This is a genomic window from Streptomyces sp. NPDC051913 (assembly GCF_044593635.1).
Taxonomy (GTDB): domain Bacteria; phylum Actinomycetota; class Actinomycetes; order Streptomycetales; family Streptomycetaceae; genus Streptomyces.
Genome location: NZ_JBIUCI010000008.1, coordinates 69,138 through 89,788 on the forward strand (window position 1 = coordinate 69,138; position 20,651 = coordinate 89,788).

At 69.7% G+C, this 20,651-nt stretch carries 19 protein-coding genes; 10 read left to right on the plus strand and 9 right to left on the minus strand.

Going from position 1 to position 20,651, the window contains the following annotated elements:
• The first annotated feature begins 73 nt into the window (after positions 1–73).
• From ACIHIX_RS24520 to ACIHIX_RS24545, 6 genes are all read left to right on the plus strand, one after another.
• Positions 74–1,162 carry an NUDIX domain-containing protein gene (locus ACIHIX_RS24520; protein ID WP_399959555.1) on the plus strand — a complete coding sequence of 363 codons (1,089 nt, stop codon included), beginning with the start codon at positions 74–76 and terminating at the stop codon, positions 1,160–1,162.
• 58 nt (positions 1,163–1,220) lie between these two features.
• Positions 1,221–2,708, plus strand: a complete 1,488-nt coding sequence (locus ACIHIX_RS24525) for an NUDIX domain-containing protein (protein WP_399959557.1) — start codon at positions 1,221–1,223, stop codon at positions 2,706–2,708.
• Entirely contained in the window at positions 2,705–3,973 is a 1,269-nt protein-coding gene (locus ACIHIX_RS24530; RefSeq protein WP_399959559.1) for a M15 family metallopeptidase, read from the plus strand. Before ACIHIX_RS24525 ends, ACIHIX_RS24530 begins: the two co-directional genes overlap by 4 nt.
• Positions 3,974–4,102: 129 nt before the next feature.
• On the plus strand, positions 4,103–5,005 hold the full coding sequence (locus tag ACIHIX_RS24535) for an NUDIX domain-containing protein (protein ID WP_399959561.1): 903 nt from the start codon (positions 4,103–4,105) through the stop codon (positions 5,003–5,005).
• A gap of 31 nt (positions 5,006–5,036) precedes the next feature.
• Entirely contained in the window at positions 5,037–5,756 is a 720-nt protein-coding gene (locus ACIHIX_RS24540) for a class I SAM-dependent methyltransferase (RefSeq protein WP_399959563.1), read from the plus strand.
• 256 nt (positions 5,757–6,012) lie between these two features.
• Positions 6,013–6,171, plus strand: a complete 159-nt coding sequence (locus tag ACIHIX_RS24545) for a hypothetical protein (protein WP_399959565.1) — start codon at positions 6,013–6,015, stop codon at positions 6,169–6,171.
• Between the two features lie 1,389 nt (positions 6,172–7,560).
• Here ACIHIX_RS24545 and ACIHIX_RS24550 read toward each other — a convergent pair.
• Together ACIHIX_RS24550 and ACIHIX_RS24555 are read right to left on the minus strand one after the other, a co-directional pair.
• The gene (locus ACIHIX_RS24550; protein WP_399959567.1) at positions 7,561–8,034 is read right to left on the minus strand and encodes a hypothetical protein; all 474 of its coding nucleotides are present in this window, start codon (positions 8,032–8,034) and stop codon (positions 7,561–7,563) included.
• A 184-nt stretch (positions 8,035–8,218) separates the two neighbouring features.
• Positions 8,219–9,628: a hypothetical protein gene (locus ACIHIX_RS24555; RefSeq protein WP_399960195.1), complete on the minus strand. Its 1,410-nt coding sequence runs from the start codon at positions 9,626–9,628 to the stop codon at positions 8,219–8,221.
• Between the two features lie 817 nt (positions 9,629–10,445).
• On the opposite strand from ACIHIX_RS24555, the gene ACIHIX_RS24560 reads away from it, so the two are divergent.
• Positions 10,446–10,967, plus strand: a complete 522-nt coding sequence (locus ACIHIX_RS24560; protein WP_399959568.1) for a hypothetical protein — start codon at positions 10,446–10,448, stop codon at positions 10,965–10,967.
• 242 nt (positions 10,968–11,209) lie between these two features.
• On the plus strand, positions 11,210–11,881 hold the full coding sequence (locus ACIHIX_RS24565; protein WP_399959570.1) for an adenosylcobinamide amidohydrolase: 672 nt from the start codon (positions 11,210–11,212) through the stop codon (positions 11,879–11,881).
• Between the two features lie 230 nt (positions 11,882–12,111).
• Here ACIHIX_RS24565 and ACIHIX_RS24570 read toward each other — a convergent pair whose 3' ends face one another.
• A complete protein-coding gene (locus tag ACIHIX_RS24570) occupies positions 12,112–12,465 on the minus strand; it encodes a hypothetical protein (RefSeq protein ID WP_399959572.1) in 354 nt (117 codons plus the stop codon).
• Positions 12,466–12,659: 194 nt separating this feature from the next.
• Positions 12,660–12,977, minus strand: coding sequence for a hypothetical protein (locus ACIHIX_RS24575; protein ID WP_399959574.1), 318 nt, complete (start codon positions 12,975–12,977; stop codon positions 12,660–12,662).
• 635 nt (positions 12,978–13,612) lie between these two features.
• On the opposite strand from ACIHIX_RS24575, the gene ACIHIX_RS24580 reads away from it, so the two are divergent.
• On the plus strand, positions 13,613–14,596 hold the full coding sequence (locus tag ACIHIX_RS24580; RefSeq protein WP_399960197.1) for a LuxR C-terminal-related transcriptional regulator: 984 nt from the start codon (positions 13,613–13,615) through the stop codon (positions 14,594–14,596).
• Between the two features lie 20 nt (positions 14,597–14,616).
• Here ACIHIX_RS24580 and ACIHIX_RS24585 read toward each other — a convergent pair whose 3' ends face one another.
• Both ACIHIX_RS24585 and ACIHIX_RS24590 read right to left on the minus strand, forming a co-directional pair.
• Complete coding sequence (locus ACIHIX_RS24585; RefSeq protein WP_399959576.1) at positions 14,617–14,877, minus strand: hypothetical protein; 261 nt, start codon at positions 14,875–14,877, stop codon at positions 14,617–14,619.
• Positions 14,871–16,121 (minus strand): amidohydrolase, encoded by a 1,251-nt coding sequence (locus ACIHIX_RS24590; protein ID WP_399959577.1) that lies wholly within the window; start codon positions 16,119–16,121, stop codon positions 14,871–14,873. The genes ACIHIX_RS24585 and ACIHIX_RS24590 overlap by 7 nt, the downstream gene beginning before the upstream one ends.
• Before the next feature lie 291 nt (positions 16,122–16,412).
• Here ACIHIX_RS24590 and ACIHIX_RS24595 point away from each other — a divergent pair, with 291 nt between their 5' ends.
• Entirely contained in the window at positions 16,413–16,589 is a 177-nt protein-coding gene (locus ACIHIX_RS24595; RefSeq protein ID WP_018515646.1) for a thiazolylpeptide-type bacteriocin, read from the plus strand.
• Positions 16,590–16,768: 179 nt separating this feature from the next.
• On the opposite strand, the gene ACIHIX_RS24600 is transcribed toward ACIHIX_RS24595, so the two are convergent.
• From ACIHIX_RS24600 to ACIHIX_RS24610, 3 genes are all read right to left on the minus strand, one after another.
• Positions 16,769–18,835 carry a TOMM precursor leader peptide-binding protein gene (locus ACIHIX_RS24600; protein WP_399959579.1) on the minus strand — a complete coding sequence of 689 codons (2,067 nt, stop codon included), beginning with the start codon at positions 18,833–18,835 and terminating at the stop codon, positions 16,769–16,771.
• Complete coding sequence (locus ACIHIX_RS24605; RefSeq protein ID WP_399959581.1) at positions 18,832–19,587, minus strand: ABC transporter permease; 756 nt, start codon at positions 19,585–19,587, stop codon at positions 18,832–18,834. The genes ACIHIX_RS24600 and ACIHIX_RS24605 overlap by 4 nt, the downstream gene beginning before the upstream one ends.
• Before the next feature lie 75 nt (positions 19,588–19,662).
• A complete protein-coding gene (locus ACIHIX_RS24610; protein ID WP_399959583.1) occupies positions 19,663–20,592 on the minus strand; it encodes an ABC transporter ATP-binding protein in 930 nt (309 codons plus the stop codon).
• Positions 20,593–20,651: the final 59 nt, after the last annotated feature.

Below are 20,651 nucleotides of genomic sequence, written 5' to 3' on the forward strand. Positions count from 1 at the left end.
CCACCGTCGCGAAAGGCAGAGATACGTGCCCTCTCCCCTCCCCCCTTCGGATCACGTCACATCGCGTGCCGCTGTGCCAGCGGCGCAGTACGCCGCGAACCGGCATGCGGCGTGGATCGGGGTCGCCGCGATCATCACCGACGAGGTCGGACGGGTCCTGCTGGTGCACCCCACCTACCGCAAGGACGAGTCGTGGCTGCTGCCCGGGGGCGTGGTCGAAGCCGGCGAGCACCCGCACGTCACCTGCCGGCGCGAGATCACCGAGGAACTGGGCCTGGATCTGCCCCTGTCGGCCGTGCTCGCCGTCCACTCCTTCTCCCCACACCACTCCGACCTTCAGCCCGGCACGCCCTGCCCTGGCGAGGTCCGGTTCGTCTTCGACGGGGGAACACTCACCCCCGACCAGGTGAAGGCGATCCGCCTGCCGCGCGAGGAGCTATCCGCGCACGCCTTCCTGGCGACCCGGGACGCGGTGCAGAAGCTGCGCCCGGTGGACGGGCAGATCATGCTTGCCGCCTACCGTGCCCGGCTCGGGAACACCGCGACCGCTCACCTCGCCGACGGCCGGCACATCCTCGACGTCCCGGCGCTGGATCGCCATGACGTCCACGTCCGCTACAAGCCCTTGTGGGACAGCCCTCTTCACCGCGGTCCCCTGCCCGAGCGGCTGCCCGTACAGCAAGCCTGGGCGTGGTGCTTCGTCCCCGACGGCCGGGTCGTCGTCGTGGCCGACCCCAGCCCGCGGGGCGCACTGCCGATGCTGCCCGGCGGCACCGTGGAAACGACCGACGCGACACCCGAGGACACCTTGTACCGCGAAGCTGCCGAGGAGGCCCAGCTCACCCTGGCCGATCCGGTGCGACTGGGCTGGGTGCTGGACGAGACGGGCGAGGTGTACGGCTGCGTGGGACCCAACGCGAGGCTCCGCCTGGCCGCCCGGGTCACCGCCATCGGCCCGGCGGCCGTCGACACCGCCACCGGCCACCCCTTCGCCCGCCTGCTCGCCACGCCTGCCCAGGCAGCCGCGCTGCTGGGATGGGGCCCGCCGGGAGCGCGGCAAGCCCAGCTCGCGGCGGAGACGGCACGCAAGCGGTGGGGACTTCCCCTCGCTCGCACCGCCGCCGTCGAGGAGATCCCGACGGAGGGGATGCGGCTGAGCTGACCCGACCCGCCCACCCTCACCTCAACTCCTCCCGCTCCACGCCCTCTGAGGTAGCCCCATGCCGTTGTCGCACGATCACATCCGCACCACCGTCGATGCCTACCTCGCCCGCCACCCTCACGAGCGCGAACAGCTCGGCGCACTCCTGGATGCCCTCCACCGGACCGGCGACGAGATCGCGAGCCGCTCCACGTACACCGGACATGTCACCTGCGGCGCCATCGTCATCGACCCGCTCGGCCGCGTCCTGCATGTGCTGCACCTGGCGAGCGGGAAGGTCCTCGCTCCTGGCGGACATACCGAGACCACCGACCAGTGCCTGGCAGCAGCGGCGCTGCGGGAGTTGCACGAGGAGACCGGGATCCCGCCCCAGGCGGTCACGCCGTGGCCCGGCTACGAGACGATGCCAGTCGACATCGACATCCACGACATCGACGCCAACCCGGGCAAAGACGAACCAGGCCACCAGCACTTCGACTTCCGGTTCCTCTTCCGCCTGCACACCGCGAACGAGGTGAAGGTGATGCTGCAGGAAGAGGAGATCGGCGGCATCGAGTGGCGGCCCGCGGACAGAGCGGCCTCCCTTTCCCTGCGCGAAAAGCTCCTCAAGCTTCCGCTCCAGGTCGAACCGGAGACGGCCAACGCCTCCGCCCTGATCTACAACGACCGCGGCGAGTACCTGCTCCACCTGCGCGACTACTTTCCCGGCGAGATCTGGGAGCCAGGCATGTGGTCCCTGCTGGGCGGCGGCCGAGAGCCCCGGGACCCCACCCTGGCACACACAGTGCGGCGCGAACTGGCCGAGGAAGCCGGCCTCGATATCGCAGATCTGACCCCATTCGGCACCGAGTACGCCTCCGACGACGCCGGCACGGTCGTACCCATCGCCATCTACGCGGGCCGATGGAACGGCGATCCACGCGAACTGCGCCTGACGGAAGGGGTGATGCTGGCCTGGTTCGCTCCGGCCGACCTCCACCGCCTCCGCATCGCCGAGACCACGAGCGACCTCGTACGGAGCCACGCCGCCAGCCGCCCGGCCACCACCGCACCGCAGAGCGGGCTCTCCTCGCCCGAGGAGCTTCACCCGGCTTCACCGAACGGCACGGTCCTGAACATCATCGGCGTCCACCTCTACCTGGAGCGCTCCGACGGGACGGTGCTGCTCGGGCTGCGCCACCCCAACTCCACGTTCGCGCCATCCACCTGGCACGCCCTGGCCGGCCATTGCGAGCAGGAGAGCGCCATCGCCTGCCTGATCCGGGAAGCACGGGAGGAAGCAGGCCTACGCATCGAGCGCCAGGACGTCGAACTCGTCCACGTCGTCCACCACATCGACAAGGCCGGAGACCAGCCCCGCATGGGCCTGTTCTTCCGCGCCCATGCCTGGAGCGGCGAGCCGGAGCTGCGCGAGCCGGACAAGTGCACCGAGTGGAAATTCTGGGACCCTGCCGCGCTCCCCGACAACCTCGTCTCCTACACCCGGGTAGCCATCGGAAAGATCCAGAACGGGGAGCTGTACAGCGAGACGGGCTGGCCCTCATGACCGGCACAACGAAGCGCGCACACCGTCGCGTGCCGACTGCGACTGCGGTCGGACGTGAGGACACCCGCCTCGTGGTGATCCGCGGCAACTCGGCGTCAGGCAAGTCAAGCGCGGCCCAGGGACTGCGAGATCACTACGGCCGCGGTGTCGCAATCGTGGGCCAGGACATGATCCGCCGAAACGTGCTCAGGGAACACGACACCGCCCGCGGCGCCAACATCGCCCTGCTGGGCAGGATCGCACGCGAAGCACTGAACGCCGGCTTTCACGTGGTGCTCGAAGGGATCCTGTACGCCGACCGCTACAGCCACATGATCACGTCTTTGGTCCGCGACCACCGCGGTCTCTCCCGCTGCTACTACCTGGACGTGCCGCTGGAGGCGACGCTGATCCGGCACGCATCGAAGGCGGACGCCGCATACCTGGCGCAGGTCACCGACAGCCACCTCACCTCCTGGTACCGCGAGATGGATCTCCTGCCCGGCGGTCTCGAGACCGTGATCCCGGCCGACAGCACGCTGCAGGACACCATCGCGCAAATTGTGCGCGAAACCGATCTGGCCTCCGCCTCCCCCACCCCGCCACCGCAGTCCAAACTGTCACAGAGAAACGCGATGAACCCTCTGGTGTTGATGTCCGATCCACGGGTCGCCGCGATCCCCGTGCTCGAGAGCGAGGAACCGCTCGTCGACATCCGTGACCACGACTTCCGTGTCGATCCCCGCAAGCAGGATCCGCTGGGCGCGTTCGCCCACGTCCGCGAAGGTGTCCTGGCCCGGCTGCAGCACGCCCGCTCGCTCCTGCCCGCCGGCACCGACCTGCTGTTCATCGAGGGCTACCGGCCACTTTCCCTTCAGCAGCGCTACTTCACCGACTACCACAACGAGTTGGCCGCCGCTCAGCCCGGCTGGACAGCTGAGCAGCTCCATCAGGCCGCCAGCCGATACGTGTCGCCGCCGGAGATCGCGCCTCACTCCGCGGGCGCGGCCGTGGACGTGACCCTCGTCGACCAAGACGGCCACGAACTCGATCTCGGCACCCGTGTCAATGCCTCCCCGGAGGAGAGCGGCGGCGCCTGCTTCACGCACGCTCCGAACCTCAGCGATCACGCGCGCCACCATCGCACGCTGCTACTCCACGCCATGGAGAGCGCGGGTTTTACGAACTACGCAACCGAGTTCTGGCACTTCTCAGCAGCGGACCGGTACGACGCGCTGATGCGGCAACAACCGCACGCGCGCTACGGACCGATCGAACTGCCTTAGCTCGCCGACCGGTTCGTCCTTTTCCTCGCCATCCACTCCGATCCGGAGACACAGCAGCGCAGCCACCGCTCCATGGCCGGTCGCAGCCCCACGACCGCGACGGTCGCAATGCATCGAACGGAGGCATGTATGCCCGACAACATCCAGCAGGCGCTCCCAGACGTCCCGAGCCCGTCGGCCGGAAACGAGCCACACGAGCACCACATGCACTTGCTCGGGCGGTACTACCGCCAAGTGGAAGCAGGGCGCAAGACGATCGAAGTAAGGGTGGCCACCGCGCACAAGCGCGACATCAGCGTCGGAGACACCGTCGTCTTCCACGACCGGGATACCGGGCGGGAACTCGACGTCCTCGTACAGCGGATCACCCCGTACCCCTCCTTCGAGGACCTGCTCCGCTCGGAGGACGCCGCGCGCATCGACCCGGCCGGGCCGCCCAGCGAGCTGCTCGCCAACCTCCGCCGCATCTACCCACCGGCCAAGGAAGCCCTCGGCGTCCTCGCCCTCGCATTCGACCACCGACCTGCCCGGCCCGGCCGCCCCATGCCGATGACGGCCGATGAGTATGCGCAGACGGTCCCCCACCACACGGTGTACGGCTGCCTGTACATCCGCGACGAGCATGACCGGCCGGTCCAGCTCCGCTCGGTCTACGGCTCGAGACCCTGGCAGTGCCCGGGCGGCAACCTGGACTCCCCAGGCGAGGACCCGCTGCAGACCGCCCGGCGGGAGACGGCCGAGGAGACCGGACTCGAACTCGCCCTCAACGCACCGACCCTGCTCCTGACGCACTTCCTGCACGCCGGGCCCCGGCTGCCGCTGAACAAGATGGGGCTCATCTTCGACGGAGGGCAGCTGACCGCCGAGCAGCTCGGCCGGATCCGGCTCGATCCCGCGGAACACGACATGTGGGCCGTCCACAACCTCGCGACCTGGAAAGAGCTGATGACGCCGCGCACCTTCGCCCGCCTCGACGCCATCGAACGAGCCCGCCGCGGCGAGGGCCCCGCCTACCTGATCACCCACACCTGACCCCTCAACACCCGCCCACCAGGAGGCAACCGTGCCCGCCGAGGACACCAACAGCCGGGCCTGGCAGATCTACGGCCAGCGCCAACTGACCCGTGCCTACACCCCACCCGTCCCCGAACGGCTCGCCTGGACGCCCTGGGAAGGGGTCGGACCGGGAGCAGAAGTCCTCGGCGACGTCACCGGCCGCCGCGTCCTGGACATCGGCTCCGGAGCCGGCCACCACGCCGTCCATCTCGCTCAGGCACACGGGGCGCGCGTCACCGCCATCGAGCTGTCCCCGGCCCAGCACGAACGCGCCGTCGGCGCCCACGCGGACGTGGACGGCGTGGAGTTCGTCCAAGCGGACGTGACCCAGTATCTGGCCGGAGCCGAGCCGTTCGACGCCGCGTACGCGATCGGGTCACTCGCCTTCATCGACCCGCGCCGCTCACTGCCAGCACTGCGCGGCGGCCTTCTCCCCGGAGCCCCGCTGATCCTCTCGCTCCTGCACACCGACCTGCACGGCCGCGGTCCATCCATGGAAGCGGCGTCGCGTGAGCAGGCGATCCTGCTGCGGGACGACCCGCCCCTGCCTACTCAGATGTGGGTCCTGGCACCGCAGTTGTGGGAGCACCTGCTCACCGAGTACGGCTTCCGCGTCGAGGCCATCGACCTGCACCCACACCCCGACGAAAGCACCACGGTCATCCAGCAGCTCATCCGCGCCCGGCGCCTCCACGACCGGCCGACACATCTCCGGCCAGCCCCTTAACACTCGAGCGCTTGCCGTCCAGTCGCCATGGGCACGCGCGACGAGATCGAGAAGCGGCCCAATCAGCTCGACACCCTGCTCACCGGCGAACTGTGGGGAGGCGCCGAACTGTCGGGAGGCCAGTGGCAGCTGCTCGTATGCGGGCGCGCTGTACCGGCAAACGCCCCCGATGATGCTCGACGAACCCACCTCGCCGATGCACGCCCGCGACGGGCATTGAATGTTCACCCAGATCAGGCGCCTGGCCCCGCACCGCATGACGATCGTCGTAACCCATCAACTGGAGAACACCCGACCCGCCGACCACACCCGTGTCATGGGCCAAGGACGAGTCATCGAACAGGGCACCCACGAGGACGCGGTCAACGCCGACGGCCAGTTCACCGACCTCGTCGCCCTCGTCAATGACCGCTGATCAAGTCACCCCTGGAACACCATCTCCCGCCTCACGCAACGCCTCGAACGCCCATCCGGCCTCCCCCTCGGACAGAGAATCCTCCTCCCATTACTCAAGGTCCAGGAGGAAGCCGGAGAGGTCACTGAGGCCGTCATCTGCGCGATGGGACAGAAGCTATGCAAAGGCCACTCCCATACCTGGCAAGACGTCGAAGGGGCATCTACCGCGGAGATACCCAGCCGGGACAGAATGCACTCGAGGTCAAGAATCCGGCTCAATTCTTTTCATGTCAGGTCCCAGCCTCAGTCTAGCCATCATGAGTTTGCGATTCATCGCCAGAAGCTTGTTTCCGACCTCAGGGTCTCGCTCCACCGCTTCAGCCACTTCCCCCAAGCGACTGTACACAAAGTCGATTTGGCTTTGCAGTGGCTCTACACTGCTGGCATCAGGTTCAAATCCATCGAGATAGCAGGACCAGATCTTAGGGAGCATGACGGGGTCACCGCCTCGCGGAGCGACGCCAATGTACCACTGGAGCCTCTCCCTTCCTACGATGACCTCGCACGCTGCTCCTTTGAACTGGATATTGACTCCCTCTGCGGAATTTCCGGAGCTCCTATCGACTCGGCCAAAACCCGCACTCACAAGCCAGCGCGAGATTGCATCCAGCCACTCTTCGTTGTTTTCGCTTTGCATGTCATTCACCTAGCCTCGGGAACTAGGCCATGTTTTAGCACGAGTTGGTCTGTCGGGTTGGCCGTCCGGGAAAGTCGCGGGCGGCCAACCGGATGATGAGGTCGTTGGCGATCGGGCCGATGCGGGCGTCGGTTGCGACCTTGTGTTCGCGGCGTCACCAAGTTCGCCGCTCGCGCCCGCGTTGCGCTGGAACAGCGCAACGCCCGAGTAGAGGCCGAGCCGGATGGCGTGTACCCCGAACATGCCCGCCTCGTCGCGCTCCTCGCCGCCATGACGGACGACGCCGTCTTCGCCCATGCGACCGACATGGACGACCCGGCTGGCGGAGCGTCAACCACAGCGTCGAAGGCCACCAAGCCAGTTGGCACATCAGCCCACGTCACGTCAGCCTCTTCACGCACGTCGAGCGCGTCGACATCGCCGACCGCGAGCCCCGTGGGACGGCCACACCAGCGAAGAGACGCCAGGATCGCCGCCCTCAGTGGCGGCGCTCCTCCGGCCACGGCGAGGCCCTACGCCGACCGAACTCAACCGCTCGCTCCGTAAAGCGTCGCCGCAGCCACGCCATCCAGAGCGCCAACGGGGTCACGACAAGGCCCATCGCTAGCGCCGTCCACCAGTCGATGCCACTCCCGGAGAACCGCAGAGCCAATACGGCAACCACGTAGATCACCACCGCGACCAGGACAGATCGCATTCTCTTATTGAGATTCATCCAAACCGAGTACCCCGCACCAGCGACACAACGAAGGGGCGCCCAGTCCAACTGGACAGCAGGCACGCCCCATCCGGAAGGCACCGCAGGTAGCGGCGGGCGGCTTCGTCTTCGACCCTGCGGACGTGCCGTGCGGCCCGGTCGTCGAGTCGGTCAGGGACATGCTCGATGAGCAGTGGGGCGAGCAGCATCACCAGCGCGAGGACCGCGGGGATGCCGCTGATCAGCGGGTACAGCGCAGCAAGGAGGCTGACAGCCCGCACAGCCATCGTGGAAAGCCGCAGCGAGGGGGCACTGTGGCTGGTCAGGACGATGCGGGTCGCAGGGCGCCGGGTCAGCCAGTACAAGGCTGGCCGTTGCGTCAGCGTCGCACTAGGGATGGCCACGCCGATCTGCTGCGGGAGTTGGGGCTGTGTGCCGTCCTCGGGGATCGTCCGGGCAAGCCACGCCCAGCCGGTGCGCTGCACCACAAGCGCGGGCTCACACCTGCCGGCGGAACCTGCCGGCGGAACCTGCCGGCGGATCCTGCGCCGGGGCAGATGTGGCCCCGCCACAGCACACGGGACTGTTCTTCCTCCCACCGTCGCGACTCCTGGGCGAAAGGACGCAGAAGCTGCCCGGGCGTCGACTGCGGGGGCGTGCGGGACGTGTGGGTCATGACAGGCTCGCTTCCAGGAGGCCGGTCGTGGTCAGGGCGGAGGCGCAGGTCGTGCAGCAGCCGTCGCCGTCGGGGTGGGCGCGCCGGGGAGTCGGTCCGGGGCAGGTGCGGCATGGCGGCCAGCCCAGGCAGGCGGGGCACAGGTCCTGACCGGGGGCGGTGGCGGGTATGCCGCAGCCCGAGCACTCCACGAGCGCCCGGTAGGCGATCGCCTCGTCGACGGTGCGGTCGGCGGCTGAGGCCGTAGTGGGCTGCGGCGTGTGCGCGGCCTGGTTCCGGTCGGTGGGAGGGCTGCTGTCGGCAGGGGGCGGGTAGAGCTGGGCGGAGCGCAGGCGGGCGGCGACGATCGCGTCGACGGAGGTGCGGATCCGGCCCGGCAGCGGGCGGCTGGTGATGACGCGGCGCAGCTGCCCGGTGCTCCAGCCGGCGTCCAGCATCGCAGTCACCACCCGGCCCTGGTCGCGCAAGGCCCTCTTCTGCAGCATCAGTTCGGGGTGGGCGGACCCGATCGACAGCAGCAGCCGCGTGCCGGGGCCGGGATCTGGCGCCGCCGGTGCGGCCGGGCCCGCGGGCGGCTCAGCTGCCGGGCCGCGAAGGTGCTCGCTGCGGGGGCACGGAGGGAGGGGGATGGTGTTCTGCTGGGTGGTCTTCTTAACGATGGTGTTCTTTGTGGGGCGGTCAGCCAACGTAGGGTTATCCAGTCCTGGATTTCCCGACTCTGGTCGTGACGTGGGGTCTTGCAGGGCAGGCAGGTCAGTGATGACGTACATCGCAGCGCCGAGGGTGCCGTCCGGGTTGCGCTCACGCTCACGCTGCAGGAAGCCGTAGCGCGCAAGCTCCTCCAAACCGGTCTTCACCGCATCGACGCCCTCCCGGCCGCAGCGAGCGAGACCGGCGACCGTCATACGCCAGCCCTCACGGTGCGTGCTGACCAGTCCGAACAGACCCTTCGCCTTGAACGACAGGCGGGTGTCGCGGAACAGGCCGTTGGCGATCTGCGTGAACTGATCGCCGGCCTTCACGCCGCGCCGGATGCCCCTACCGCTGCCGCTCCCGCCGCCCGGGGGCGTCGACGGCGCGCGGACTGCTGCGGCGGTGTGCGCCATGAAGGCGTCGCCTAACGCAGGGCGCTCAGTTATCGAGTAGACGATCTCGCCGAGGGTGCCATCGCTACGCCTGAGGCGTTTCCGGAGCAGGTAGCCGCAACCCTCCAGCTCCTTCAGCCCGGTGCGCACCGCGTCCCGGCCGTCCGGACCACACCGGACGAGCCCGGCGACGGTCACCAGCCAGCCGTCCTGGTGGGTGCTGATGTATCCGAAGATCCCTTTCGCCTTGTAAGACAGACGACTGTCCCGGAACAGGGCGTTGGCGATCTGGGTGAACCGATCCGCCGCCCCCGCCGCCATCACGCCCCGGCGGATCCCCGCCCCGTGGCTCACTGCACTCCCCCACGCATCGTGAAGGTGGCTGCGGCTAGGTCGTGCTGCATGCCGCGGAGGGGGATGCGGTCAGGGCTTTTCCGTGCGCACGCGCAGGCGAGATCCATGCCCGCCAGCACAGCCAGCAGCCCTGACCAGACCATCGACCAGGTCAGGCCGACCACGGTCACAATCCGAGCAATATCCGCCGTGGTCGGCCGTGGTCAAAGCATGGTCAGGGCGTGGTCAGGCCGACCACGCCCTGACCACACCGCGGCCCCAGACCCGAATGCGCAAGCAGCCTGCGCAGTATCGCGCAGACCCGATGCGCAACAAGGGCTGCGCAACCATGAACGGTGCGCGATGGTCCGTCGGCTTCGTTGCGCAGCGCCGGACAGGCCTCGGCACCGCTGCATGCGCAGGACTGCGCAGCCTGTTGCGCACCTCTGCCCTGCGCAGGTCCGAACCCTCAACTGCGCACACCCACACCAGCCCCACCCTGCGCCTGCGCACACTCCGCTGCGCAAACACGCGGCGGTGCCCACTCACCCACGACACCACTGCCCGTGGTCAGGGGATGGTCAGGCTGACCACGCCCTGACCACGCCATTTGTGTCCTCATCGTGACCGTGGTCAGCCTGACCTGGTCGACGGTCTGGTCAGGCCAGCAGCTCCCCTGACCAGCAACATCCGTCCCAGTCCAGGAGGTTCACGAGGCCTCACCCAAGGAAGGTGCTGACGCAGTGGCCGCAGACGCCCTGCCTGGAGGCGATGCGACGCCGGGCGGCCTATCACGGATCGTGATGTGGACAGTCATAGCGGCCCTGCCGCGCTGGCCGTCGCGATCACCGCCACCCCGACGCCAACCGTGGCGGCTGCGCACGACCAGCCGAGCACTGCGCAGCCCGACACGGCGACAGCTCCCGACCCGGCCAGCAATGCGCAGATGTTCATCAACACGCCGGCTGCGCAGCAGCACCACGACACCACAACTGCGCAGGCGCGGCTTGCGCAATCGATGGCCCACGATGTCAAACGGCCCGACCCTGTCTCGAACGCGCAGCCGCATCCGGTCTCGGTCACCGCGGTGCGCAGTGCGCACGCCGGCACCCGCGCATGCTCGGTGAGGGTGGCTGCGCAGTACGGTGACGGCTCCCTGCGCTACTTCACGGTCGCGGCGACCGCAATTACCGCGGGCACGTCGTTCGCCGTGACCGGCGCCCCCACCGTTGTCACCGGGCCCGGCCGGTCGGCACCGGCCGAATCGCCCTACACGGTCACCGTCCCCGCTTCAACCTTGGGCCTGCTGCTTGCAACGTCGCGTTGACGACGCCGCGAACGGGTACGTGTACTGCCTCCACGAGTCCAGCCAGAGCAGACCGATAGCGACTGAACACAATCCGCGCACGAGGCCCGGGCGCGGCTGCCCGCCAAGACGGGGGAGCCTGACGGGCGCCTCAACGCCACCCTCTTCGGCTGGCGGCCCGTGGCGCTGTGACCGGGCACGATTCACCCAGATCGAGCACGTACGATCAGCCGGCGCCCACCCGTTCAAGGAGTTCCTGCCCGATGAGCACCATTCCCCCACCCCGCCCGGCTGTCGGCCTGCTGCCCGTGCAGCAGCTGACCCGTCTCGAAGACGGCGAGCGGCTGCACAGCCTGCTGTGGAGGGCTGGCGACGGCTGGCGGATGGTCAGCAGCGCCGTTCTCGGCGGAGGGATCGGGGAGCGCTCCTGGGTCCTCAACGCCCAGGTGTTCCACGGCTACCGACGTACCGACCCACATCGTCACCTTGCCGAGCTGGCCCGTGAAGCCGGCGCCTACGGGCCGGGGGTCGGGCTCATGACAGCCGCCGATGTGCGGGCGTACGGTCACGCCTGCGACGGCGGTGTGGAGGCCGTCGCCACCGTGGGGCTCGGAGTCCGCGGCTGGGCTGCCGCTCCGGAGGGCACCGTCTTGGAGGTGGCGCCCGGCACGATCAACGTCGTGGTGGCGCTACCGGTGGCTCTGACCGACGCCGCGCTGGTCAACGCGGTGGCCACGGCCACCGAAGCGAAGGTGCAGGCCCTGCTCGATGCGGGCTTCGACTGCTCCGGCACTCCCACCGATGCCGTGTGTATCGCCGCCCGCGCTCCTGGCCCCAACGCCGAGGTTCTCCCTTTCGCCGGGCCACGTTCCCTGTGGGGCGGACGCGTGGCTCGCGCAGTCCATCAAGCCGTTCGCACCGCAGCGGGTGCCTGACCGCGCTCGACATGGTGAACCGCCTGGTCTGGGGCCTGGTCAACGGGCATCTTGAGGTCAACCCCGGGGCCCGGCGACCCTCGGCTCACCGTCCGGCACAAGCCGCACTCCCCCGGACTGCTCACCGCCGACTCGACGCCGACGAGCTCCTCACGAAGGCGCAGCAGCCCGCACCCTAAAGGTTCCAAGGCCTTCGTGATCTGCCGGTCGCCGTACAGGATCTCCGTCGCTCAGAAGCCGGGCGGGATCCGGTCCTGCGGCACGTCAGCCACCTCTGCCGCCCCGTGCTCCCGCTGCGCTCGCCTGGCCACGGCCGGATCGGTCGAGTCGGAGACGAGCTGCGCGATGCGCAGCGTGCATTCCCACTGCGTCAACTTGCCCTTGATCACCACCAGGTACGTCTCCTGGTCGGCGAAGCGGTACACCTGGCGCCGCTTCTCGATGATGTTCTTGCTCGGTACATAGGTGGGGAGGGCCGCGCGAAGTGCCGTCAGTGCCTCTTCTCTCGTTTCCATCCCCCGGCAGATGAACTCGGTCCTGTGCACGTCGCTGTAGTACTCCGCGGTCACGACCCAGTCGCCCATCCGCTCCCCCTCGCAGTCGCTGCCAGTCAGCCACAGGCTCCGTTCTCGCAGCAAGAGTGCTGCACGTGCCGCTGCGGGCGGGCCTTCTCGGTGTCCGGTGCGGCGTCGGGGACTCGCGTCGGCGGGCGGCCACGAGTCTTCGTGACGGCCCGGCGACTACCCGATCACGCCCTTCCGGACGGACTTCTGGCGGGTCAGGGCTTGGCGGAGTTTGCGACGCCGGCCAGGTTCTGGGCGGCGGGGTCCCACACGTGGTCGTGCAGCGAGGTGTCTGCGCCGAGGGTGTGGAGCAGCCAGGCGTTCGTGATGCCGTGGGTGGGCTTCAGCTGGGTGGCGCGGGTGATGGCGGCGCTGTCGCAGCTGATGCCCGAGCTGTCTTCGAAGCCGTAGTGGAAGCCGTCGGTGATGGCACGTGGCTGGGTTCGGGACGGCTTGGCGTCGTACATCTTCTGCTGGTTGTCGGCGACTTTGGCGATGGTGTTGGCGCTGTCGCCGATGTGCTGCGTGGGCACGCTCAGGGTCCGGTCGGCCTGGATGGCGGAGGGGTTGGTCTCCGCTGCCGCGAGAGTGGTGAGGGACTGCTGGCGTTGCGGGCCCTGGCGGCGAGTCTCACTCGTAGCCGGGAGCGGCCGGGCACGGGGTCGACGAGCGGCGCGTCGAGCAGGCCGAGGAGGTTGCTGCCGCGGGCGTAGCGGACCGGCTCTAGTGGCGTGGTGTGTTCGAGGTGGACGGAGGAGGTGATGGCGACGCCAGGCGAGTAGTCCGGGTCGCGTTCGCGTGCCCGTACGCCTGGGATGGTCTGCGAGTTGGTGGGGGTGAGGTGCGGCCTTACGATCGGTACGGCTGCCCATGTCACCGGGAGGTCGAGAAGGACCACGGGCGTTCGCGTTCCGCCGGCCCGGTAACCGTGTGGCGCCGCTCCGACCGCAGCCGATTGCGCTCCTGGCCGAGCGCTTCTGCTCAGAGGCGGGTGGCGGCGCCTGTGCTTCCGCTCAAGGATTCGAATAGCGAGATGTTCGGCCATCTGGCCTTTGCTTAGTCTTGGGACTCAACGCGTAGGCAACCGCGGGCCGATGGCTGGGTGACCTCCGGCAGGCCCGTGGGCGAGAGGGACCACGCGATAGGGGACCACGTGGGTGAGAACGAGATGTCGGTGTTCGGCGTTTCCGCGGTCGAAGAGGATATCTACCGTCATTTTCTGCGGAATCCGGACACCCCCGCGGATGACATTCATCTGCGCCTGCACATGGAGCCGGACATGGCACAGCACTGTCTCGGCCGACTGTACGACCTGGGCCTGCTGCACCCCACCGGCACGAACGAGCTGATCTCTCCCACGGATCCCGAAGTGGCGCTGGCCCGGCTGGTGGACGTACGACTGCACGAGCTTCACCAGGAGTTCCAGCGCGTCACCCGTTCCCGGCACGTGGTGGACGGGCTGCGCGCGGAGCTGGGTGCGCGCAGTTCCTCGGCCCAGGGCATCGAGCAGTTGGAAGGCCTTGCCGAGATCCGTGACCGCATCGACGACCTGGCCTTCTTCGCTCGTGACGAGATCTTGTCCGTGGAGCCCTACACCAGGCTGTCACCGGAGAACATCGAGCGGTCACGGCCGCTGGACCTGCGCTGTCTGCGCCGGGGCGTGCGCATCCGCAGTGTCGTGCTGCGCAAGGTGCTGGAGGACGGGATGAGCTCCGGTTACCTTCGTGAACTGGTCTCCCACGGCGCCATGATCCGGTTCGTCGAGGCCACCACGGAACGCATCCTCGTCTACGACCGCACGGCGGCGCTGGTGCCGCTGGATCCCCAGAACACCTCGCGTGGCGCGCTGCTGGCGCACAAGAGCGGAATCGTCGCCAACATCATCGCCCTCTTCGAGAGGATCTGGGACGAGGCCGAGGATCTGGCGCAGGTGGACGCGGCGGAGGGCGCGGAGGTGACGTGCGGTCTGTCGCAGACCGAGCAGCGGGTGCTCGCGCTGATGTGCTCGGTCGGCAAGGACGAGGCGGGCGCACGCGAGTTAGGGGTCTCGGTCCGCACCTACCGGCGATACGTCGCCGATCTCATGGAGAAGCTCGGCGCCGCGAGCAGGCCGCAGGCCGCGCTGCTGGCGCGCGAGCGCGGCTGGATCTGACCGCGGCCCCTGGTCTCGTCTCAGCTCTCCTGGTCCCAGCCGCACAGTGCCGTGTCCGCCAGTACCGCCCGCAGGGCGCGGCGCACCGTGCTCCGGTCCGTGCCGCCGGTCAGATCGATCCGCAGTCGGACCCGGTCAGCGCTGGCTTCGGCGGTGCAGGACCAGGTCGCCGGGAGCAGTCCCAGGAGGCGCACCACCGTGGTCTCGCCGGACGGGGCCGAGCGATCGCGGCGGACCGTGACGATCTCCATCGTCTCGGAGGTGGAATCGGGTGTCAGCATGTCCGCTCTCCCCTGGGCGATTCGATGCGCGACGGGTTCAGCACGTGCAGGGCCGCGGCGGTCATCGCCGCTATTCCGGTCGGCAGGGCCGTGCGGACGTCGGGGGCGAATCCCGGCGAGTGGTTCGACTCCACCGGCGGACCGCCGTTGCGAGCCGCGCGCCACTGCTGGGCGCCGGTCACGCCGAGCATCCAGTACGCCGTGCGCACCCCGTCGGCCGCCGCGGCGAACCAGGGGAAGTCCTCGGTGGCGGTCGAGGCCGGCCAGTCGGCCACCCGGTGCGGGCCGAACAGCTCCTCGTGCACCCGGCGTACGGGCCCCGTGAGCACCTCGTCGGGCATCAGTACCGGCGAGCGGCCGGTGACGATGAACTCGGGGTCCTTGAGGCAGCCGGAAGCCGCGCACTCGGCGCGTACGATCCGTTCGACGGCCGCCGTCACCCGGTCCAGTGCGGCGGCGGAGAAGGCCCGTACGCACAGGCTCAGTTCGGCGTCGTCCGGGATCACGTTGCCGCGGCGGCCCGCGTGGAGCGAGCCGACCGACAGGACGACCTGTTCCGCCGGGGCGCTCTCCCGGGAGACGACCGTCTGCAGGCGCAGCACGGTTGCTGCGGCGGTCGTCACCGGGTCGATCGTCAGGTGCGGAGTGCCGGCGTGGCCGCCGCGTCCGTGGATGACGACGTCCAGCGCGGTGCTGCCGGCCATCAGCGGCCCCCGGCCGTGGGCGATGCTGCCCGCGGGCAGTGGGGCGGTGTGCTGCGCGAGGACCACGTCGGGTGTGCCGAAGCGCTCGTACAGTCCGTCGGCCAGCATCGCGCGGGCCCCGTCGAGCGTCTCCTCGGCGGGCTGGCCGACGACCAGGACGGTGCCGTTCCAGGCGTCGCGGTCGCGGGAGAGCTGCATGAGCGCTCCCGCGACCGCGGCCATGTGCAGGTCGTGACCGCAGGCGTGCATGACGCCGGGCGCCGTGCTCTCGTACGGCAGACCGGTGCGTTCCGCGACGGGCAGCGCGTCGAGTTCGGTGCGCAGCATCACCGTGGGGCCACGCCCGTTGCGCAGGACGCCGACGACTCCGTGGCCGCCGACGTCGCGGGTGACCGTGCAGCCGTGCTGTTGCAGCAGCGCGGCGAAGCGCGCCGCCGTGCGGGCCTCGGCGCCCGAGAGCTCCGGGTGGGCGTGCAGATCGAGGTAGAGCTCGATGGCGGACCGCAGGACGTCCCGCGGGATGTCGGATGCTTCGGTCACTGCCCTCACCTCCCTTTTTCCCTCACTCGTCCTTGTCGGTCGTCGCGGGGTGCGCGGCGTGCGTTCGATCGCTTCCGGCGGTTGCCGCGGGGCCGTTCGTCGCCCGTGTCCGTTGTTCGCGAGCGTGCGGTCCGTGGGCCCCAGACCTCTGTCGGATCGCTGTCAGGAGGTGTCAGCGACCTGAGAGCGGGAGCCGGGCCGATCTGACAGCGGGCTCCGTTGGAATGGAGTCATCGAAGGGGAACGCCGCCGGAACGGCCGGCGCGGCCCCTCCGGGCAAAGGAGAATCCCATGGCCCCGAAGACCGAGCTCGCCACCCTCGCCGACGAGATCCTGGAGCTGGAGTCGGAGACCTTCGAGATCTCGGACTACTCGGACGCGGTCGAGGTCGTCCTCGCCGGGTCCACGTCCTCCTCCTCGACGTCGACCTGCTCCAGCACCACCAGCACCACCTCCTGCAGCGCCTGATCCGGCACCTGCCTCCGATCGGCAGCCCCTTCCTCGACGGCACCCCCGTCGTGGAGGGGGCTGCCGGGCGTTGCGGCACGGACGGCACGCGTTTCACCGGCGGCAGGCAGTGCCGCCGGTGACGCGGTGGCAAGCGGGCCCCGCGCGCGTGGAGTGCGCGCAGGGCCGGACGGCGGACGTCACGGGAAGGGGTGCGGTACGGCCTTGATGTCCGACTCGGACAGATCGTCCGTGCGCCGTCCCGCCGTCCGCAGGGCGGTCCTCAGCCGGGGCATCAGCAGGGCGCGTTGCCTGGTCCAGCCGAAGTCGAGCGGGAGCAGGCCCGGAACGATCGTGCTGACCGTGTGCAGTCCCATCCGGTGCTGCTCGGGCGTCGTCTGGTCGACGGCGATGACGTCGTGTCCGGTGCGGACCAGTTCGTCGCGCAGCAGTGTCAGGTCGTCGAAGAGGTCGCCGGTGCGCGGCCGTACGGTCTCCCAGTCGCGGTACAGCTCACCGAGCGGCACTACGGCCTCCGGCTCCAGATACTCGCGGGCCTGCTCCGCCATCTGCGGCAGTCCGTAGAGCTGGGCGTGGTCCTTGAGGTGCAGCACCTTGGTGAAGTCCTGCGCCATGTCCTCCAGTTCGCGATGCCGCTCGGCGACCTGGTACGGCAGGTGCGGGATGTACGTCAGGACCTCGGAGAGCGCGGACTCGACGGTTGCGTGCGGGTCGAAGCCGGCCGCTGCGCTGAAGGAGAGCGTGCCGTAGCCGCCGTCACGGCGTACGGCGAGGGCGGTGACGACCGGGACGGCGAGATCCATGCGGGTGTCGAAGGCGTGCACGTCATAGCCGTGCAGCGCGGCCCGGTCGAGCATGGAGCGCACGGTGCCCCGGCAGGAGCCGAGGTCGATCTCGGTGAGCCGGGCCCGGCCGTACCAGGCGAGCAGGAACGCGTCGCGCTCGATGAGTTCCAGCAGCCCGAAGAGGATCGCCTCCTCCAGATTGCCGCCGGTGGCACAGCCGTTGGAGCACTCGAAGACGAAGTTGTCGGCGTCCACGCCGGCGCTGTAGTGCGCCAGCCGGGACGGCACGAGGATCGGGCGGTCGTCGCGCAGGGAGTGCCCCCATACCCAGGGGATCGGCCGGTTGGGGTCGAAGGGGCTGACGAGGTGGTCCCTGGCGTATGTCTCGGGGGCGTAAAAGCCGCATTCCGCCGGGTTCAGCGCGTGGTCGGCGAGGCGGTGGTAGGAGTCGACGACCGGCGTGGTGCCGCGGCGCCGGTGCGTACCGGCGTACCGTTCGAGGCCTTCGAGGTAGGCGAGGGTGCGGCTGGTGCGGTAGCTGTTGGCCTGGCCGCTCCAGGTGACGTCGTTGAGTCCGGCGTAGCCGCGGACGAAGTGCGTGCCGGCGACCGGAGCGGTGGTGGTCGACGCCGGGTTGATCCAGGTGTCCGAACCGAGGGCGCCGCAGACCGGGTTGGCCAGGGCGGTGGTCGGCAGCGGATAGGAGTCCAGGGCGCGCAGCCGGTATCCGGCCGGGTCCGGCTTGGGGGCGGACCCCAGTCTCATTCGCGCCGACTCGGCGGTGTCGGGACGCGTCGCCACGCAGGAGGGACACAGGGGCTCGGGCAGCAGGGGAAAGCCGGCGGTTGCGAGGGTGACGAGATCGACGCGGGTGACCTGCGGCAGCACACGGTCGGCCACGGGGCGCCGGGTTGCGGCGAGCGCGCCTTGCGGTAGGTGGGGCGGCTCGACGCCACCCACGAGAGCCGAGGTCGCCCCCTCCGTGCCGCCCAGCACCGCTCGGTACGCCGCCCAGACCGCGTCGACGGCGTACTGGGTGAGCACCGGCCACTGAACCGCCCCGTTCGGCTCGTGGCCGAGTTCGAGGGCCTCGCGTTCGGAGCGGCTGCGCAGTCGCTGCCAGCGCATGGCGAGGCACTGCCCGCAGGCCGTGGTGCCCGGTTCTCCTCCCCACGGGCCGATCAGCGCGGCGCGGGAGGTGAGGTGGACGGTGGCCGCGGGCCGGACCGCGGCGTAGGGGTCGCGGTGGCCGAAGCCCAGGGTGTCGGCGGCGCCGAGCGGCACGACCAGCGGTGCGGGCAGGACATGCTCCCCGCCCGCCGGGCCGTACAGCGCCGCGTGGCGCGCGGTCAGCGCCTGCTGGAGCACGGCGCGGCCGCCCTCCAGCGGCGTGTGCGCGGCCTGTTCCGCCAGGTCTGCCTGGGCCGGCGCGGCCCCGGTGGTCGGGGTCGACGGCGTCATGACTTGTCGCTCCAGCGGAAGGTCTTCAGCGCGACGGCGCAGAAGACGAGGGCGAACGCGGCGAGCACGGCGCAGGCGACGGCGATGTCGCCCATCGTGTCGGTCCCGGTGAGAGCCTCGGAGACGCCGTCGTTCAGGTAGCGCAGCGGCAGCACCCGGGACAGGGTCTGCATCCAGTCCGGCATGGCGTCCAGGGGGAAGAACGACCCGGACAGGAACGCCATGGGAATCATCAGGCAGTTCGCGACCGCGGCGACGGCCTCCGGTGTCCTGGCGTACGAGCCGACGACGACGCCGATGGCGAGGAACGCGGTGACGCCGAGCACGAGCACGGGCAGCGCCAGCGGCCAGCGTGCCGACAGGCTGAGCCCGAACGACGGCAACAGGGCGACGGCCACGAACAGCACCGCCTGGACGACGCCGATGGCGAGGGCCAGCACATAGCGGGAGGCCAGCACGGCCGACAGCCGGGTCGGCGTCATCCGTACCAGGCGCAGGATGTCGTCGCGGCGCCATTGCATGAGGGTGAAGCCGACGCCGAACACCGCGGCGTTGGCGACACCCCAGGACAGCACGCCGGGAGCGATGTAGTTGATGTACGGCTTGCCGCTCTGCTCGACCGCCTGGCCGTGGAAGATCAGCCCGAAGACGATCAGGAAGAGCAGCGGGAAGGCGAAGGTGAAGAACAGGGTGGTCTTGTCCCGGGTGTAGGCCCGGTACCCGGCCTGGCTCAGCGCTGCGTAGGCGCTCATGATGGTGTCTCCGTATCCGATGGTGGCGGTCGCTGCCGTGAGGCCCGGCCGGTGGGGGCGGCCGGTGCGCCGGGTCTACGAGTGGGCGGTGCCGGTGAGTTCGAGATAGACGTCCTCGAGGCTTGCAGTGCGGGTCTGTACCCCCTGGAGACCGACGAGTTCGTCGATGGCGGCCAGGACGGGCCCGGAGTGCAGGGTCTCCAGCACGATCGCGTCGCTCTCCTGGACGACCCGGTCCACTCCTGGAATGGCTTGCGCGACCTCCAGGGTCAGCCGCTCGCCGGGAACCAGCAGCCGTGTCGTGGGACTCTTCGCCGCCACCAGGCGCCTGGGGGTGTCGAGGGCGGCGATCCGGCCGTGGATCATGATGGCGACGCGGTCGCAGAGCGCCTCGGCCTCGTCCAGGTGGTGGGTCGTGTAGACGATGGTGCGGCCCGCGCGCTTGAGGTCGCGCAGCACCTCCCACAGGGCGCGGCGCGCCTGCGGGTCGAGGGCGGCGGTGGGCTCGTCGAGGAAGATCAGCTCCGGGCCGTGGACCAGCGCGGAGGCGATGGCGAGCCGCTGGCGCTGGCCGCCGGACAGGGCGTCCACCCGGTGGTCGCCCTGCTCGCTGAGCCCGACGCTCGCCAGGGCGCGTTCGGCCGCCGCCCGGTCGGTCCGGTAGAGCGCGGCCACGGTCCGCAGGTGCTCACGCGCGGTCAGCCGCACGAAGAACGCCGAGGACTGGGTCTGCACGCCCAGCCGGGGCAGCAGCGCGACATTGCGTGGCCAGGGCCGCTGGCCGAGGACCGACACCGTGCCTGAGTCCGCCTGCCGCTGCCCCTCCATGATCTCGACCAGGGTCGTCTTGCCCGCGCCGTTGGGGCCGAGCAGTCCGAAGAACTCGCCGCGTCCCACCGTCAGTGAGACGCCGTCGACGGCCCGGATGCTTCCGTAGCGCTTGTGAACACCGTCGAGGACGACGGCCGGCCCGTCCTCGGCGGACTGGGCGGAGGCGACGGTCATGGAACTCTCCTTGGGATCGGTGCGCGCGTCGGTCGAGGTGCTCGCGGTGTTCATGGCGT